The sequence below is a fragment of the Salmonella sp. 32020114201800008SM genome, from assembly GCF_017572025.1.
In the GTDB taxonomy this organism is placed as follows: Bacteria; Pseudomonadota; Gammaproteobacteria; order Enterobacterales; family Enterobacteriaceae; genus Salmonella; species Salmonella enterica.
The window spans coordinates 495468-512108 of record NZ_JAGEQM010000001.1 but is presented as its reverse complement, the minus strand read 5'-3'; the positions used below and the strand labels follow the sequence as shown (position 1 = coordinate 512108).

Sequence of the window (16641 nt, the reverse complement as noted above, 5' to 3'; positions counted from 1 at the left end):
ACATGCGCATATCATTTGAAGAAAAACACAAAAAAGAGACAGAGCGTCACGCGCTCTTTTGAGAACTTATTGAAGTTTTTTTAGAATATTGAGTGAAAGAATAGATAAAAAACCAGGCCAGCGCGGCGCGAAGAGGAGATATAATGTTTCTTAATTGTTACTATTTGTAAATTAAAAGTGATTTTTATTAAATTATTTGTGATTTTACGCAAAGAGTTCAAGCGTAATCATACGATCCAGATGGTATTTAAACGCGGGATCGGCCATTTCCGGAATACCCAGCACATACATACCGTCCAGCCCGCACACCAGTGCGATAAGCCGCCAGGCGATATCCGTGGCGTTAGCAGCAAACGTAAATTCTCCTGCCTGTTTGCCCTGCTCGATAATTGTGACCGTTTCCTCATGCCACATCTGCATCGTGAGGAGATAAGCATCTCTGATGTGCGGATCCCGGTCGGCCAGAATTTGCGCCTCTCGCCACAATTTTATGTAAGGCTCAAAGCCGCCGTCTTCGCTACCCAACATAGCGTGAAGCCGTGCACGCCAGGTGGCGGGCGGCGGAACTTGCCCGGCATCAAGCAGGGTGCGGATCAAATGGACAAAGGCCAGCGCTTTGAGCTCGCCCGCCGAGCTGAAGTGGTGATGCACCTGGCCGGCGGCGACATCGGCTTCTGATGCGATTCGTCGCACCGTCATGGCGGCAAACCCCTCTGCCAGCGCCACGCGCATCGCCGCTTGCAGGATCACTTCGCGGCGTTCATCCCGGTTAAGGTAACTCATATTTTCCCCACATTAGCCAATGCGCGCAGTGTAACAAAAAGCTGGACATTCGTTCAACTTACCGTAGGATCCTGAAGCTGGACAAGCGTCCAAATTTGAGTTTTTGAAGGGAGAGTTATGTTTCGTCAGTGGTTAACGTTAGTCATTATTGTGCTGGTCTATATTCCTGTCGCCATTGATGCCACGGTCTTGCATGTCGCCGCGCCGACACTGAGTATGACACTGGGGGCCAGCGGTAACGAGCTGCTGTGGATCATTGATATTTATTCTTTGGTCATGGCTGGCATGGTGTTGCCGATGGGCGCGCTTGGCGATCGTATCGGTTTTAAACGCCTGCTGATGCTGGGCGGGACGCTCTTTGGCCTGGCATCATTGGCGGCGGCGTTTTCGCATACCGCCAGTTGGCTTATCGCCACCAGGGTATTACTGGCTATTGGCGCGGCGATGATTGTACCGGCGACGCTGGCCGGGATACGCGCCACCTTTTGCGAAGAGAAGCATCGCAACATGGCGCTGGGCGTCTGGGCAGCGGTAGGTTCGGGCGGAGCGGCGTTTGGGCCGCTCATCGGCGGCATATTATTAGAGCATTTTTACTGGGGATCGGTTTTCCTGATCAACGTGCCGATTGTGCTGGTCGTCATGGGCTTAACCGCCCGCTATGTTCCTCGCCAGGCGGGCCGTCGCGATCAACCGCTCAATCTTGGCCATGCGGTGATGCTGATTATTGCCATTTTGCTGTTGGTCTATAGCGCTAAAACCGCGCTGAAAGGGCATCTGTCGCTGTGGGTCATCTCGCTTACCCTGCTTACCGGCGCGCTGCTCCTGGGACTCTTTATCCGCACACAGCTTGCGACATCGCGTCCGATGATTGATATGCGACTATTTACCCATCGCATTATCCTGAGCGGCGTCGTGATGGCGATGACCGCGATGATCACTCTGGTGGGTTTTGAGCTGCTGATGGCGCAAGAGCTGCAGTTTGTTCACGGGCTATCGCCTTATGAGGCCGGGGTATTTATGCTGCCGGTGATGGTCGCCAGTGGATTCAGCGGGCCGATTGCGGGCGCGCTGGTCTCGCGTCTGGGACTACGGCTGGTCGCGACGGGCGGCATGGCGTTAAGCGCGCTGAGTTTTTATGGCCTGGCGATGACGGATTTCAGCACCCAGCAATGGCAGGCCTGGGGGCTGATGGCGCTGCTAGGATTTAGCGCCGCCAGCGCATTGCTGGCTTCCACGTCGGCAATTATGGCCGCTGCGCCGGCAGAAAAAGCGGCGGCGGCCGGCGCGATAGAAACGATGGCTTATGAACTGGGCGCGGGACTGGGCATTGCCATTTTCGGTCTGTTGTTAAGCCGTAGCTTCTCCGTGTCTATCCGTCTGCCTGCCGGGCTTGAGGCGCAAGAGATTGCCAGAGCGTCATCTTCAATGGGAGAAGCCGTGCAGTTGGCGAATAGCCTGCCGCCCACGCTGGGGCAGACAATACTGGACGCCGCCAGACACGCCTTTATCTGGTCGCATAGCGTGGCGTTAAGCAGCGCCGGGAGTATGCTTCTTTTGCTGGCGGTAGGGATGTGGTTCAGCCTGGCAAAAGCCCAACGCCGATAACATAACGCCTGGTGAGATAAGCGCTTAATGCGCTAGCTGGCAGGGGGAGTCCATTTCCTCAACCTCTTTACCGCTGAGGCGTGCGTATTGCCCCGTCAGTCGCCAGAAGGCAGGCTGGGTTTCGGTATAAATTTCCGCAGCCAGAATCAGCCGACGGCGATCAACTTCGTTCAGTTCCAGTAAGGTCCAGGGAATAAAATAACGATCGGTATCGGTAAGCCGAAACCACAGCGGACACCCGCAGCCGGAACAGAAGTAGCGTTCACCGCGCGAAGAGGATGAAAAGTATGGCGGTTCCGGGGAAAGGGGGGCTAGCTGTGGTTGCCCGCAGGCTTCCAGATACATGGCTATTCCACCCGACCATTTTTGACACAGCGTACAATGGCAGGCATAGACATCCAGCATTTCGACGTCAACGGTAAAATGGCTCTGTCCGCAAAGACAACGACCAGTGAACGTCTGCACGGCATACTCCTTATGACCGAGTCTACATCAAGAGAAAAAGCCAGCCCTGAAAGGACTGGCTTTGTATTCAGACTACAACAAAATTAGAACTGGTAGTTCAGACCAACAGCAACGATGTTGTCAGTAGACACTTTAGCCGCTTTGGTGAAATCGCTGTCGTCCAGCAGGTTGATTTTGTAATCAACGAAGGTGGACATGTTTTTGTTGAAGTAGTAGGTTGCGCCAACATCGATGTACTCAACCAGATCCTGGTCGCCGTAAGTACCCAGGTTTTTACCTTTGGATTTCAGGTAAGCGATGGACGGACGCAGACCGAAGTCGAACTGATACTGAGCAACCGCTTCGAAGTTCTGGGTTTTATTCGCGATAAACGCATCACCCGCTGCATCTTCACCAAAGGTGGTCATGTTCAGCGTTTCGGAGTAGGTGGTCGCCAGGTAGATGTTGTTCGCATCATATTTCAGACCAGCAGCCCAGACTTCAGCGTTTTTACCCGCAGCATTCAGGTTGCTCGCTGCTTTCACCTGGTTGTTAGTACGGTCAGACTTCGCATAGGCCGCACCTACGCCAAAACCTTCGTACTCATACGTTGCGGACAGACCGAAACCGTCGCCGTTAGACTCGTACGCGCCTTCACGGTCGTTTTTGCCCTGGTACTGCGCGGCAAAGTTCAGACCTTCAACCAGGCCAAAGAAGTCAGTGTTACGGTAGGTGGCAACACCAGTAGTACGGCCAGTCATGAAGACGTCAGTCTGAGTCCAGGTATCGCCACCGAACTCTGGCAGAACGTCGGTCCATGCGCCGATGTCGTAAGCAACGCCGTAGTTACGACCGTAGTCGAAAGAACCGTAGTCAGCGAATTTCAGACCAGCAAACGCCAGACGGGTTTTGTCTTTGTCAGCGCCCTGGCTTTCAGTACGGTTGCCTTTGAATTCATATTCCCACTGGCCAAAACCGGTTAACTGATCGTTGATCTGCGTTTCGCCTTTAAAGCCCAGACGCGCGTAAGTTTTGTCACCATCACTTCCGTTATCATCAGAGAAATAATGCTGAGCGTGAACTTTACCGTACAGATCCAGTTTATTACCGTCTTTGTTATATACCTCGGCTGCATTTACAACGCCTGCTGCCAACAGGGAAGTCACTGCCACTGCCACTAACTTAAGTTTCATTTTAATAATCCTTATAATTTTCTTAGCGTGTTTCCTCAACCATTGTTAAACGAGGCGTTTGTCAATGGCAGACTATTTTTAAATGACGGAGTGGCATAAGTTCAATAATAAGTTTCATAAGATTACAAATTATTTTAATTTGTGTGATCGAGATCTCCTTAATACATTTGAGAGTATTAATTCAAATAGGGACTGTCTAATAAGATATATTTTCGGAGGGGACTATTGGGCTGTTTATGATTTTATTTTTGGTAGTAACGATTGATTATTATATGCACTAATACAGTTGCCAGCTAACGTTAATTATATATTTGTTAATATAATTATATCATTACATTAACATGTTTAACGATTTTATAAAATTCATTTTTACCAGCGCAATCCTGGTATGGCGCAGGAGGAGCACGTGAAAATGGAAAATCGTCAAATACGCACAGGCAATAGATAAAAGCGTAGTTGTGTTATGAAGAGTGTCAAGGTACAGCGGGTCGATTTAATATCAATATCGGCCCGCCCGTCGCTTAGCGCCGCCGCGTTGCCAGCCAACAAAGTAGCGAACCTACGCAAACCATGACTGCGCCTTGCCAGAAGGAGAATGACAGTGGTGAGCTGAGTAACAGCGCGGCCAGAGCAGAGGACATGACGGGGGTAAAATAAGACCCTACGGCCATGATAGTCACATTGCCATGAAGTATGCCCACATTCCATGCGGCGTAGGCAAACCCTAACGTTAATGCCGCGGTAAAAAGTTTAGCAATCACCGGTAGGCTAAATATCATGGCAGGTTGCGGCGTAAGAAAATAGTGGAACCACAGCGCCACGGCGGTGAGTAACACAAAGACTGTGATACCGTTAAAACCACGCGCATATTTATTTGTGACGGTGCAGTACGTCGCCCATATAAACGCCCCAAGAAATGCCAGTAAATAACTTAGCGGACTGGTGGCGACATTGCTGATAATTTCTCCTGGATTAAGACCATTCTCGCCCCCCAGAACCCAGCAAACGCCAGTAAGTGCAATAAGCAATCCAGGAACAATAAGCCAGTTAGTTTTTTGCCCATTAAAAAGAATGGCAAACAGAATGGTCAGGCTGGGCCATAAATAGTTAACCATGCCGACTTCGATAGCCTGATGGCGAGTGGCGGCATAACCGAGAGAAAGCGCCAGGCATATTTCATAACTGACAAACAGTACGCTGCCTGCGATGAGGTATCGCCCCGGGAAACGGCGGATATCAGGTAATCCGACGGTAAAAATCAGCAGCAGACCGCTTAATGAATAGATCATGGCTGCGCCGCCTACCGGTCCGAGACCTTCGCTGACGCCGCGAATTAACCCAACCATCGTGCTCCACAGAACGATGGCAACAAGCCCTATTAGCGTTGCTTTTTGTGATGTCATGCTTTGTGACTGTCCTGAATACCGCGCAAAATAAACTGCCACTTATAGCACTTTTTCCGAGGGCGATGCCATGCAGTGTCATTTTTTAGTACCTCCCTGGAGTTATTGCGGTTTAAAAATAGGGCTATTTAATAGCGGAACCGTTTCAATATTGATTTGACGCAAAAAAGTTATCGATTTTGCTGTTAGTTTCCTCGCGAAGTTATACACGCATCCTGGACTGAGGTTTTGATGCAGTTCGAAGGAGGCGTGCATCCGTGGAAAAAAGAGGAAAGCAATGGACGTCAGCCGCAGACAATTTTTTAAAATCTGCGCGGGCGGTATGGCGGGAACAACGGTGGCCGCACTGGGTTTTACCCCTAAAATGGCCCTGGCTCAGGCGCGAAACTATAAGCTGTTGCGCGCAAAAGAGATCCGTAACTCCTGCACATACTGTTCCGTAGGTTGCGGGCTATTAATGTATAGCCTGGGAGATGGGGCAAAAAACGCGAAAGAAGCGATTTACCATATTGAAGGCGACCCGGATCATCCGGTAAGCCGTGGCGCGCTGTGCCCGAAAGGGGCCGGTTTGCTGGACTATGTTCACAGTGAAGATCGCCTACGCTATCCGGAATACCGCGCGCCGGGTTCCGACAAGTGGCAGCGCATTAGCTGGGATGACGCTTTCACTCGTATTGCTAAATTAATGAAAGCCGACCGCGACGCCAACTTTATTGAAAAGAATGAGCAGGGCGTCACGGTTAACCGCTGGCTCTCTACCGGAATGCTGTGCGCCTCGGCGGCCAGCAATGAAACGGGTATGCTGACGCAGAAGTTTGCGCGTTCTCTCGGTATGCTGGCGGTAGATAACCAGGCGCGCGTCTGACACGGACCAACGGTAGCAAGTCTTGCTCCAACATTTGGTCGCGGTGCGATGACCAACCACTGGGTGGATATTAAAAACGCCAACGTCGTGATGGTGATGGGCGGCAATGCCGCAGAAGCGCATCCGGTGGGTTTCCGCTGGGCGATGGAAGCGAAAAACAATAACGATGCGACGCTGATTGTCGTTGATCCACGCTTTACGCGTACGGCGTCGGTGGCGGATATCTATGCGCCAATACGTTCCGGTACAGACATTACCTTTCTGTCCGGCGTTTTGCTGTACCTGATCGAAAATAACAAAATCAACGCTGAATACGTTAAGCATTACACCAACGCCAGCCTGCTGGTGCGGGAAGACTTTACGTTCGAAGACGGTCTTTTCAGCGGCTATGACGCCCAAAAGCGTCAGTACGATAAATCCTCCTGGAACTACCAGTTCGATGAAAACGGCTATGCCAAACGTGATGAAACGTTGACGCACCCACGCTGTGTGTGGAATCTGCTGAAGCAGCACGTTTCGCGCTATACGCCGGACGTCGTGGAAAACATCTGCGGTACGCCGAAAGCGGACTTCCTGAAGGTGTGTGAGGTGTTGGCCTCTACCAGCGCGCCGGATCGCACTACGACCTTCCTGTATGCGCTGGGCTGGACGCAACATACCGTCGGGGCGCAGAACATCCGTACTATGGCGATGATCCAGTTGCTGCTCGGCAATATGGGGATGGCTGGCGGCGGTGTGAACGCCTTGCGCGGCCACTCTAATATTCAGGGCTTAACGGATTTAGGACTGCTCTCCACCAGCCTGCCGGGCTACCTGACGCTGCCATCGGAAAAACAGGCCGATCTGCAAACTTATCTGGCCGCGAATACCCCCAAAGCGACGCTGGCCGATCAGGTCAACTACTGGGGTAATTATCCTAAGTTCTTCGTCAGCCTGATGAAATCTTTCTATGGCGATGCAGCGCAGAAAGAGAATGACTGGGGCTTTGCCTGGCTGCCTAAGTGGGATCAGTCCTATGACGTGATCAAATATTTCAACATGATGGATAGCGGGAAAGTCACCGGCTATTTCTGTCAGGGCTTTAACCCGGTGGCGTCCTTCCCGGACAAAAACAAAGTGGTGCAAAGCTTAAGCAAACTGAAGTATCTGGTCGTTATCGATCCGCTGGTGACTGAAACGTCAACGTTCTGGCAGAACCACGGCGAATCTAATGATGTCGATCCGACAACGATTCAGACCGAAGTCTTCCGTCTGCCGTCTACCTGTTTTGCGGAAGAGGATGGCTCTATCGCTAACTCCGGTCGCTGGTTACAGTGGCACTGGAAAGGTCAGGACGCGCCGGGCGAAGCGCGTAACGACGGCGAGATTCTGGCCGGTATTTACCATCGTCTGCGTGAAATGTATCGCGCAGAAGGCGGTAAAGGCGCCGAACCACTATTGAAGATGAGCTGGAACTACAAGCAGCCGGATGAACCGCATTCGGAAGAAGTGGCGAAAGAGAACAACGGCTATGCGCTGGAAGATCTCTATGACGCCAACGGTACACTGCTTGCCAGGAAAGGCCAGTTGTTGAGTAGTTTTGCATTACTGCGCGATGACGGTACGACATCCTCCTCCTGCTGGATTTATACCGGTAGCTGGACGGAGCAGGGCAACCAGATGTCCAGACGTGATAACGCCGACCCGTCAGGGCTTGGCAATACTCTGGGTTGGGCGTGGGCGTGGCCGCTAAACCGTCGCGTATTGTATAACCGCGCTTCGGCGGACCCGCAGGGTAAACCGTGGGATCCAAAACGGATGCTGATCCAGTGGAATGGCGCGAAGTGGACAGGGAACGATATTCCTGACTTTAACAACGCGGCGCCGGGGAGCGGGACCAATCCGTTTATCATGCAGCCGGAAGGGCTGGGACGTCTGTTTGCTATTGATAAGATGGCGGAAGGGCCGTTCCCTGAACACTACGAGCCGATGGAAACGCCGCTGGGCACTAACCCGCTGCACCCGAATGTGGTCTCGAACCCGGCGGCGCGTCTGTATGAAGAAGATGCGCTGCGCATGGGTAAGAAGGAGCAGTTTCCGTACGTGGGCACGACTTACCGCCTCACAGAGCATTTCCATACCTGGACCAAACATGCGCTACTTAACGCTATCGCTCAGCCGGAACAGTTTGTGGAGATCAGTGAGACGCTGGCGGCAGCGAAAGGTATCGCTAACGGCGACTATGTGAAGGTGAGCAGTAAACGCGGGTTTATTCGCGCGGTCGCGGTGGTAACTCGTCGTCTTCGCACCCTGCATGTCAACGGTCAGCAGGTTGAAACGGTGGGGATCCCGATTCACTGGGGCTTTGAGGGTGTCGCGCGCAAAGGCTATATCGCCAATACTCTGACGCCAAATGTCGGTGATGCCAACTCGCAAACGCCGGAATACAAAGCGTTTTTAGTTAACATCGAGAAGGCGTAAGGGAGGCGAACATATGTCTATGGAAACGCAGGACATTATTAAACGGTCCGCAACAAACGCCATCACGCCGCCTCCGCAGGCGCGTGATTACAAAGCTGAAGTCGCGAAACTGATCGACGTCTCCTCCTGTGTCGGCTGTAAAGCCTGCCAGGTAGCCTGTTCTGAATGGAACGATATTCGCGATAACGTTGGTCATTGTGTCGGGGTGTACGATAACCCTGCCGATCTCAGCGCCAAATCCTGGACGGTGATGCGCTTTACCGAAACCGAGCAGAACGGCAAGCTGGAGTGGCTGATTCGTAAAGATGGTTGTATGCACTGTGAAGATCCAGGCTGTCTTAAAGCCTGTCCATCTGCCGGGGCTATCATCCAGTACGCGAACGGGATTGTTGATTTTCAATCTGAACACTGTATCGGCTGTGGTTACTGTATCGCCGGGTGTCCGTTTAATATTCCGCGCCTCAACAAAGAGGACAACCGCGTTTATAAATGTACGCTCTGCGTCGATCGCGTCAGCGTGGGCCAGGAACCGGCCTGCGTCAAAACTTGTCCGACCGGGGCTATTCACTTCGGCACCAAAAAAGAGATGCTGGAACTGGGCGAGCAACGCGTGGAGAAGTTAAAGGCGCGCGGCTTTGAACATGCCGGTATCTACAACCCGCAGGGCGTCGGCGGTACGCACGTCATGTATGTGCTGCACCATGCCAATCAGCCGGAGTTGTACCACGGCTTGCCAAAAGATCCGCAGATCGATACCTCAATCAATCTGTGGAAAGGGGCGCTAAAACCGCTGGCCGCAGCGGGCTTTATCGCCACTTTCGCCGGTCTGATTTACCACTACATCGGTATTGGCCCGAATAAAGAAACGGACGACGATGAGGAGGATCATCATGAGTAAGTCGAAAATGATTGTGCGCACGAAATTTATCGATCGCGCCTGTCACTGGACGGTGGTGATCTGCTTCTTCCTGGTAGCGCTGTCGGGGATTTCGTTTTTCTTCCCGACGCTACAATGGTTGACGCAAACTTTCGGCACGCCGCAGATGGGACGTATTTTGCACCCGTTCTTCGGTATTGCCATCTTCATCGCGCTGATGTTTATGTTCGTGCGTTTCGTCCACCACAACATCCCGGATAAAAAAGACATTCCGTGGCTGAAAAATATTGTCGAAGTATTGAAAGGCAATGAGCATAAGGTGGCGGATGTCGGTAAATACAATGCCGGACAGAAGATGATGTTCTGGTCCATTATGAGCATGATTTTTGTGCTGCTGGTGACTGGCGTGATTATCTGGCGTCCGTATTTCGCGCAGTATTTCCCCATGCAGGTGGTGCGTTATAGCCTGTTGATTCATGCGGCGGCGGGCATTATTTTAATGCACGCGATCCTCATCCATATGTATATGGCATTTTGGGTGAAAGGCTCGATTAAAGGCATGATCGAAGGGAAGGTCAGCCGTCGCTGGGCGAAGAAACATCATCCACGCTGGTATCGTGAAATCGAGAAGGCAGAAGCAAAAAAAGAGAGCGAAAAAGGTATTCAGTAATTCTTTCGCGATCTGATAAACAAGGCGCTATCCTCGTAGCGCCTTGTTTTCATCTGCTGTCTGTATACTCAGACGACCACAGCAAATCGTTTAACGGCGGAAATCGATGACCATACGGCCACGAATTTGTCCCTGTTCCATCTCTTTAAAAATAACGTTGATATCTTCAAGCGGACGTAAAGCGACTTTTGGCACGACTTTTCCTTCCGCCGCAAACTGGAAGGCTTCGGTCAGATCCTGGCGTGTCCCCACCAACGAACCGACAACCTGAATGCCATCCAGCACCAGGCGAGGGATATCAAGGTTCATGGCTTCTGGCGGCAGCCCGACTGCCACCACGCGGCCTCCGGCGCGAACGGCATCTACTGCGGAATTAAACGCCGCCTTAGCGACCGCGGTAACCACCGCTGCGTGCGCGCCACCGGTTTTTTCCTGCACAATTTTAGCCGCATCTTCCGTACGTGAATTAATGGTCAGATCTGCGCCCATTTCCTCGGCCAGTTTCAGTTGTCCATCATTGACATCAATGGCGATCACTTTCGCATTGAAAACGTTTTTCGCGTACTGCAAGGCCAGATTACCCAGACCGCCCAGACCGTAGATGGCAATCCACTGGCCAGGTTTAATATGAGAAATCTTCACCGCTTTATAGGTGGTAACGCCCGCGCAGGTAATACTACTTGCCGCCGCAGAGTCCAGACCTTCCGGTACTTTCACCGCATAATCCGCGACGACAATACACTCTTCGGCCATGCCGCCATCTACCGTGTAACCGGCATTTTTCACGTTGCGGCATAAGGTTTCATTGCCCGTATTGCAATACTCACAGTGTCCGCATCCTTCATAAAACCACGCGACACTCGCGCGATCGCCGGGTTTCAGCGAGGTGACACCGGGACCGACTTCCGCCACGACGCCAATGCCTTCGTGTCCCAGAATGACGCCGGTTTTGTCACCGAAATCGCCGTTTTTCACGTGTAGATCGGTATGGCATACGCCGCAGCACTCCATTTTTAGCAAAGCTTCACCGTGGCGAAGGGGACGCAGCGTTTTCTCAGTAACATCAACCTGATGATCTTGTGTGACAACAGCAGCTTTCATAACCTTCTCCTTTTATTAATAGTGAACTGCATAGCAGGTAAGTAATAGCAGGTAAGGCGCTATTACCTCTTTAGGATTAATATTTCTGATGAGTTATGCAAGGCGGCAGAAATACAATGTAATAGTTTAGCCAGGATTATCCTGATAAATCCCCGTTCAATACATAAAGGTGGCTAATATTAGTAGCTTGACAAATAAGCAGGGAAAGGAATTCAGGTGTGTCGACAGACTCACTAAAACTCAAGAAGAAAGTGATATCCGGCGGCATTCACCGCCGGGTACGTATTAAATGGAAGTCCGACGGTAGTCGCGGTATTCCGGTTTCCAGAAGTTATCGTCAATCGCCTGTTGCAGCGCTTCCGCTGAGGTTTTCACCGCTACGCCTTGTTGCTGCGCCATTTTACCTACGGCAAAAGCGATAGCGCGCGACACGACCTGGATGTCTTTAAGCGCTGGTAACACTAATCCTTCGCCGTTATTCACCAGCGGAGAATGTTTCGCCAGCGTCTCACTGGCTGACATCAGCATTTCATCAGTAATGCGCGATGCGCCGGAAGCGATAACCCCAAGTCCGATGCCGGGGAAAATATAGGCGTTATTACATTGTGCGATCGGATAAACCTTATCTTTCCAGATGACCGGCGAGAATGGGCTGCCGGTTGCCACCAGCGCGTTGCCTTCCGTCCAAACGATAATGTCCTGTGGCGTGGCCTCCACGCGAGAGGTGGGATTAGAGAGCGGCATGACGATCGGGCGAGGGCAATGCTTATGCATCTCGCGGATGATCTCTTCAGTAAAGAGCCCGGTCTGGCCGGAAACCCCGATCAGAATATCCGGCTTCACGTTACGCACCACATCCAGCAGCGACAGCACGTCATTTTCGGTATCCCAGTGCTGGAGATTGTCGCATTTCTGCACCAGTTTTGCCTGGAACGGCAATAAATTAGGCATCCGGTCCGTCAACAGGCCGAAGCGATCAACCATAAAAACGTTCTGTCGAGCGGCATCTTCGCTTAAACCTTCACGCTGAGTCTGCGCGATGATCTGTTCAGCAATCCCACATCCGGCGGAACCCGCGCCGAGGAAAACGATTTTCTGCTCGCTAAGCTGACTGCCAGCAGCGCGGCTGGCGGCGATCAACGTACCGACGGTCACGGCTGCGGTGCCCTGAATATCATCGTTAAAGGAGCAAATCTCATCACGATAGCGCGTCAACAGCGGCATTGCGTTTTTCTGCGCGAAATCTTCGAACTGTAGCAGGATATCTGGCCAGCGCTGCTTAACGGCCTGAATAAACTCATCGACAAACGCATAATACTCATCGTCGGTAATGCGCGGATGACGCCAGCCCATGTAGAGCGGATCGTTGAGTAACTGTTGATTGTTGGTGCCGACATCCAGCACAACGGGAAGGGTATAGGCCGGACTAATGCCGCCGCAGGCGGTGTATAATGACAGCTTACCGATAGGTATCCCCATTCCGCCGATGCCCTGATCGCCAAGCCCCAGAATCCGTTCGCCATCCGTCACCACAATAACTTTAATGTTGTGGTTAGGCACATTCTGCAAAATGTCGTCCATATTGTGACGGTTCGGATAAGAGATAAATACGCCGCGCGCCCGGCGATAAATCTCAGAGAAGCGCTCACAGGCCGCGCCCACGGTCGGGGTATAGATAACCGGCATCATCTCTTCAAGATGGTTTTGCACCAGTCGATAAAAGAGCGTTTCGTTGGTATCCTGGATGTTACGCAGGTAAATATGCTTATCGATTTCTGTTTTAAACCCCTGATACTGGAGCCAGGCGCGTTCGGCCTGTTCTTCAATCGACTCGACGACCTCCGGCAGCAGCCCTGACAAATTGAAGTTGCGGCGCTCTTCTACGCTAAAAGCGCTGCCTTTGTTTAACAGGGGAAATTCCAGCAATACAGGGCCAGCGTAAGGGATATAAAGGGAACGTGCTTTCTTGGTTGTAGTTTCCATGTTACTCACTCTTTTTCGAATAACTGTCCCTGGCACCGTCGTTTATCATCATATATTGCCTTCCACCAGGGAACCGACCCTGAGTATAAAGCATTGTGAGACGTTAAGGTCATTCCTATAAACAAAAACACCATTGCAGATGCAATGGTGTTTAACGTCATTTCAGGACTGTACGATTACTTTTGGCTATCGGCGCGGCGCTTTCTGCCGGTTGGGTTATTCACCACGCTGCTGGTGTCGCCTTCAGTAACAACCTTACGCTGGTTGGAAATTCTGTAATCCAGTCCAAGTATATGACGAGCCTGACGGTTCGATTTCATGTTAACTCCTCAATCCTGTTGCTAGTTTTAAGGACAAATTCGCTTACGCGAAAGAAACGTAACCCCTAAGGTTGCCGATACAGCATAGCAGGTTTTACAGAGTCGGGTGCTGCCCGCTTACCACATAGTTGATGGTCTGCTGGTAGATGTCACTGAGGATGTCATTGTCGGAAGCCTCAACCCATTTGGTCAGCTCCATTAAAATATCATCTTCAGTGACAACGCCTAACTCCGCGCGTAATCCTTGTTCAATCGCGTTGACCAGGGCCGGTTGTGCTGCTGAGGTATTTGCTGAGTGATAAGTAAACATATAATGCCTCCGTGAACATGTATTTATTTAGTACGGCTCGCAGAAAATTAATTCGTATTCAGCATGGCAAATATTTTTGCGGCTGTGGTTAAGATTAGTCCTGGAGTTATTTTAACGCAAGGCGGAACTCTAATTGTTTACCCCAGAAGAAAATATATTACGTTTGCCAATTACATATCCTCATACAAATAGTGGTCAATTAATATACATTTAAAAGGCTACTTATTGTGATTTTTATCCTTTATTACAATGGGATAGGATAAATCTCAATATACATATAAAATATACATAATGGAATACGCCTCCAGAAGAAAAAGTAAGGACAAAAGGAGGGATATATTCTTTAAAGAAAGGGAGTCCTGTTGGTTTAATATTCATCACTGAAAAAGCATACAACTATTTTCTATATCTGAAGTGCGGGTAATCGACAACATGCTACCTCCATCGGCATGGACAACGCAGATTAGCAGCATGGTCTATACTTTATTTTTTGAGCCAACAGGAGAGCAAAAATGACAATCCATAAGAAAGGTCAGGCACACTGGGAAGGCGACATCAAACGGGGTAAAGGTACTGTATCAACAGAAAGCGGCGTGCTTAATCAACAACCGTATGGATTCAATACCCGGTTCGAAGGCGCGCAGGGAACCAACCCGGAAGAGTTAATTGGCGCCGCACATGCGGCCTGTTTCTCCATGGCGCTATCACTCATGCTGGGAGAGGCTGGATTTACGCCGACATCCATTGACACCACCGCTGACGTATCGCTTGATAAGGTGGAGGCGGGCTTCGCCATTACCAAAATTGCGCTACAAAGCAAAGTCGCGGTAGCAGATATTGATGCTTCAACTTTCGATCAAATCATCCAGAAAGCAAAAGCCGGGTGCCCGGTATCGCAGGTTCTGAATGCGGAAATCACCCTCGACTACCAGCTTAACGCCTGATAACCTCTCCAGCCCGGTAACGATGGGTTGATCGGGCTGATGAATATACATTCAGACGGAGGGCTCGCTCCCGGTCTATCTGAATGCCTGCCGCATTTCTATCACCTCAACGCGCCGTAGACCACATCAGTGGCTATTGTCGTGGTCTACTTTTTCGCCTTAAAATCTGCTCGCCATGTTGCTTTATTCATCAAACATCAAAATCAGTCAACGTAAATATCAATAATAGCCATATCACGGAGGGTGATCTTTATTCCTGAGAGAGGAGGGGTATTATTTTCTGTGTTCTACATTAACGGGTTAACGCGCAGATGTAGAGGTTATTTATATAATTATTGGAGCAACAACAATGAATAAATTCTCCCTTGCTACAGCAGGTATTATCGTGGCAGCGCTGGTAACCAGTGTTAGCGTGAATGCGGCAACAGATACTACTAAAACAAACGTTACGCCTAAAGGTATGAGCTGCCAGGAGTTTGTTGACCTCAATCCGCAGACGATGGCGCCAGTCGCTTTCTGGGTGCTGAATGAAGATGAAGATTTTAAAGGCGGGGACTACGTTGATTTCCAGGAAACTGAGACGACAGCAGTGCCGCTAGCCGTTGAGCTTTGTAAGAAAAACCCGCAGAGTGAATTAAGCAAAATAAAAGACGAAATCAAGAAAGAACTCTCAAAATAAGAGTAAACTGATATCAAAACCCGGCCTGTGTGTCGGGTTTTACTATTTGTGACACCGTCACAAATAACATCTTCCATTTCTTCTACCAATCACGTGGTATTGCACTATTTTCATTAGAGCCCTTTCACTATATGGAGACCTAATGAAAATTTTACCGCTGGCACTCTTTATCATTCCTTTTCTGGCCGGATGTGGCGCCAATAATACGCCGCCGCAAACGCCTATTCCTGGGGAAAAAACCTCTGCCAAATTACGTACCCTGGAAACAGGCGCGGCGGCTATTCAATCCAGACCACCTGTCGATGCCATCAGTACCTACCTTGACGGGTTCCATTTTTATAGCGGTGATAAAAACGGACAGATGGAAGCGCACCATTACGTTACCGTCCTGAACGAAGATGTCATGCAGGCGGTGATTTACGACGGCAACACGAAAAACGCGCGCCTGATGGGGGTGGAGTACATTATCAGCGAACGTTTATTTAAAACGCTTCCTCCCGAGGAGAAAAAACTGTGGCACAGCCACCAGTACGAGGTGAAATCCGGTAGCCTGGTGGCGCCTGGCTTACCGCAGGTCGCTGATAAGGCGTTGATGAGTAAGATTGTTAATACTTATGGCAAGACCTGGCACACCTGGCATACCGACCGGGATAAAACCCTGCCAATGGGTATCCCTGCGCTGATGATGGGCTTTACTGGCGACGGGCAGCTTGCCCCCGCGCTGCTGGCCGATCGGGATCGCCGTCTGGGAATTGATACCCGGGCCATTAAACGCGAGCGGCAGGATCTGCCTGAACATCCCGTTGTTAAGGGGGCTAACGCCTGGGAGCAGGGGGAGGTTATCCAGCTACAGCGTGTTCAGGGCTCTGGCGAACACGGGCGAGGCGATACCGCGCACTTCGGTACATCTGAGCAATCCCGACAATAATTCCACGGTGTTACACGCAGATAGGAAAAAGAACGCCTGTTAAGTGACAGTGTCACGTAAAAATTAGCCCCATAGT

Annotated in this window: 15 protein-coding genes; 7 read left to right on the top strand and 8 right to left on the bottom strand. The window is 50.8% G+C overall.

Translation table 11 applies throughout. The annotated features are described in order from the left end of the window. Positions 1 to 204: 204 nt before the first annotated feature. Positions 205 to 783 (bottom strand): TetR family transcriptional regulator, encoded by a 579-nt coding sequence (locus tag J4613_RS02600; RefSeq protein WP_023231475.1) that lies wholly within the window; start codon positions 781 to 783, stop codon positions 205 to 207. Between the two features lie 117 nt (positions 784 to 900). Between J4613_RS02600 and smvA the strand changes: the two genes are divergently transcribed. Continuing rightward, entirely contained in the window at positions 901 to 2388 is a 1488-nt protein-coding gene (gene smvA, locus J4613_RS02595) for a methyl viologen efflux MFS transporter SmvA (RefSeq protein ID WP_079960292.1), read from the top strand. A gap of 24 nt (positions 2389 to 2412) precedes the next feature. On the opposite strand, the gene J4613_RS02590 is transcribed toward smvA, so the two are convergent. The 3 genes from J4613_RS02590 to yddG all read right to left on the bottom strand — a co-directional run bounded on the left by J4613_RS02590 (position 2413) and on the right by yddG (position 5428). Beyond that, positions 2413 to 2793, bottom strand: a complete 381-nt coding sequence (locus J4613_RS02590; protein ID WP_014343841.1) for a GFA family protein — start codon at positions 2791 to 2793, stop codon at positions 2413 to 2415. A 143-nt stretch (positions 2794 to 2936) separates the two neighbouring features. Then, positions 2937 to 4025 (bottom strand): porin OmpD, encoded by a 1089-nt coding sequence (ompD, locus tag J4613_RS02585; RefSeq protein WP_000769039.1) that lies wholly within the window; start codon positions 4023 to 4025, stop codon positions 2937 to 2939. Positions 4026 to 4546: 521 nt separating this feature from the next. Further along, on the bottom strand, positions 4547 to 5428 hold the full coding sequence (yddG, locus tag J4613_RS02580; RefSeq protein WP_000203795.1) for an aromatic amino acid efflux DMT transporter YddG: 882 nt from the start codon (positions 5426 to 5428) through the stop codon (positions 4547 to 4549). 277 nt (positions 5429 to 5705) lie between these two features. Between yddG and fdnG the strand changes: the two genes are divergently transcribed. From fdnG to fdnI, 3 genes are read left to right on the top strand one after another with little or no spacing between them, the layout of a single operon-like run. After that, a complete protein-coding gene (fdnG, locus tag J4613_RS02575; RefSeq protein ID WP_001540039.1) occupies positions 5706 to 8753 on the top strand; it encodes a formate dehydrogenase-N subunit alpha in 3048 nt (1015 codons plus the stop codon). 13 nt (positions 8754 to 8766) lie between these two features. Beyond that, on the top strand, positions 8767 to 9651 hold the full coding sequence (gene fdxH / locus J4613_RS02570; protein WP_000061599.1) for a formate dehydrogenase subunit beta: 885 nt from the start codon (positions 8767 to 8769) through the stop codon (positions 9649 to 9651). Beyond that, entirely contained in the window at positions 9644 to 10300 is a 657-nt protein-coding gene (gene fdnI / locus J4613_RS02565) for a formate dehydrogenase-N subunit gamma (protein WP_000045634.1), read from the top strand. The genes fdxH and fdnI overlap by 8 nt, the downstream gene beginning before the upstream one ends. 90 nt (positions 10301 to 10390) lie before the next feature. Here fdnI and adhP read toward each other — a convergent pair whose 3' ends face one another. The 4 genes from adhP to bdm form a co-directional block, all read right to left on the bottom strand. Beyond that, positions 10391 to 11401, bottom strand: coding sequence for an alcohol dehydrogenase AdhP (gene adhP / locus J4613_RS02560; RefSeq protein WP_000642447.1), 1011 nt, complete (start codon positions 11399 to 11401; stop codon positions 10391 to 10393). A gap of 285 nt (positions 11402 to 11686) precedes the next feature. Next, positions 11687 to 13384, bottom strand: coding sequence for an NAD-dependent malic enzyme (locus tag J4613_RS02555; protein ID WP_000450512.1), 1698 nt, complete (start codon positions 13382 to 13384; stop codon positions 11687 to 11689). A gap of 176 nt (positions 13385 to 13560) precedes the next feature. Further along, positions 13561 to 13704, bottom strand: a complete 144-nt coding sequence (gene sra, locus J4613_RS02550; RefSeq protein WP_000841559.1) for a stationary-phase-induced ribosome-associated protein — start codon at positions 13702 to 13704, stop codon at positions 13561 to 13563. Positions 13705 to 13798: 94 nt separating this feature from the next. Further along, positions 13799 to 14014 carry a biofilm-dependent modulation protein gene (bdm, locus tag J4613_RS02545; RefSeq protein ID WP_000495700.1) on the bottom strand — a complete coding sequence of 72 codons (216 nt, stop codon included), beginning with the start codon at positions 14012 to 14014 and terminating at the stop codon, positions 13799 to 13801. 512 nt (positions 14015 to 14526) lie between these two features. Here bdm and J4613_RS02540 point away from each other — a divergent pair. The 3 genes from J4613_RS02540 to J4613_RS02530 all read left to right on the top strand — a co-directional run bounded on the left by J4613_RS02540 (position 14527) and on the right by J4613_RS02530 (position 16565). After that, positions 14527 to 14958, top strand: coding sequence for an OsmC family protein (locus J4613_RS02540; protein ID WP_000152297.1), 432 nt, complete (start codon positions 14527 to 14529; stop codon positions 14956 to 14958). Positions 14959 to 15307: 349 nt separating this feature from the next. Further along, positions 15308 to 15637 carry an acid-activated periplasmic chaperone HdeB gene (hdeB, locus tag J4613_RS02535; RefSeq protein ID WP_001032161.1) on the top strand — a complete coding sequence of 110 codons (330 nt, stop codon included), beginning with the start codon at positions 15308 to 15310 and terminating at the stop codon, positions 15635 to 15637. Between the two features lie 142 nt (positions 15638 to 15779). Then, positions 15780 to 16565: an OBAP family protein gene (locus J4613_RS02530; RefSeq protein ID WP_000698592.1), complete on the top strand. Its 786-nt coding sequence runs from the start codon at positions 15780 to 15782 to the stop codon at positions 16563 to 16565. Positions 16566 to 16641: the final 76 nt, after the last annotated feature.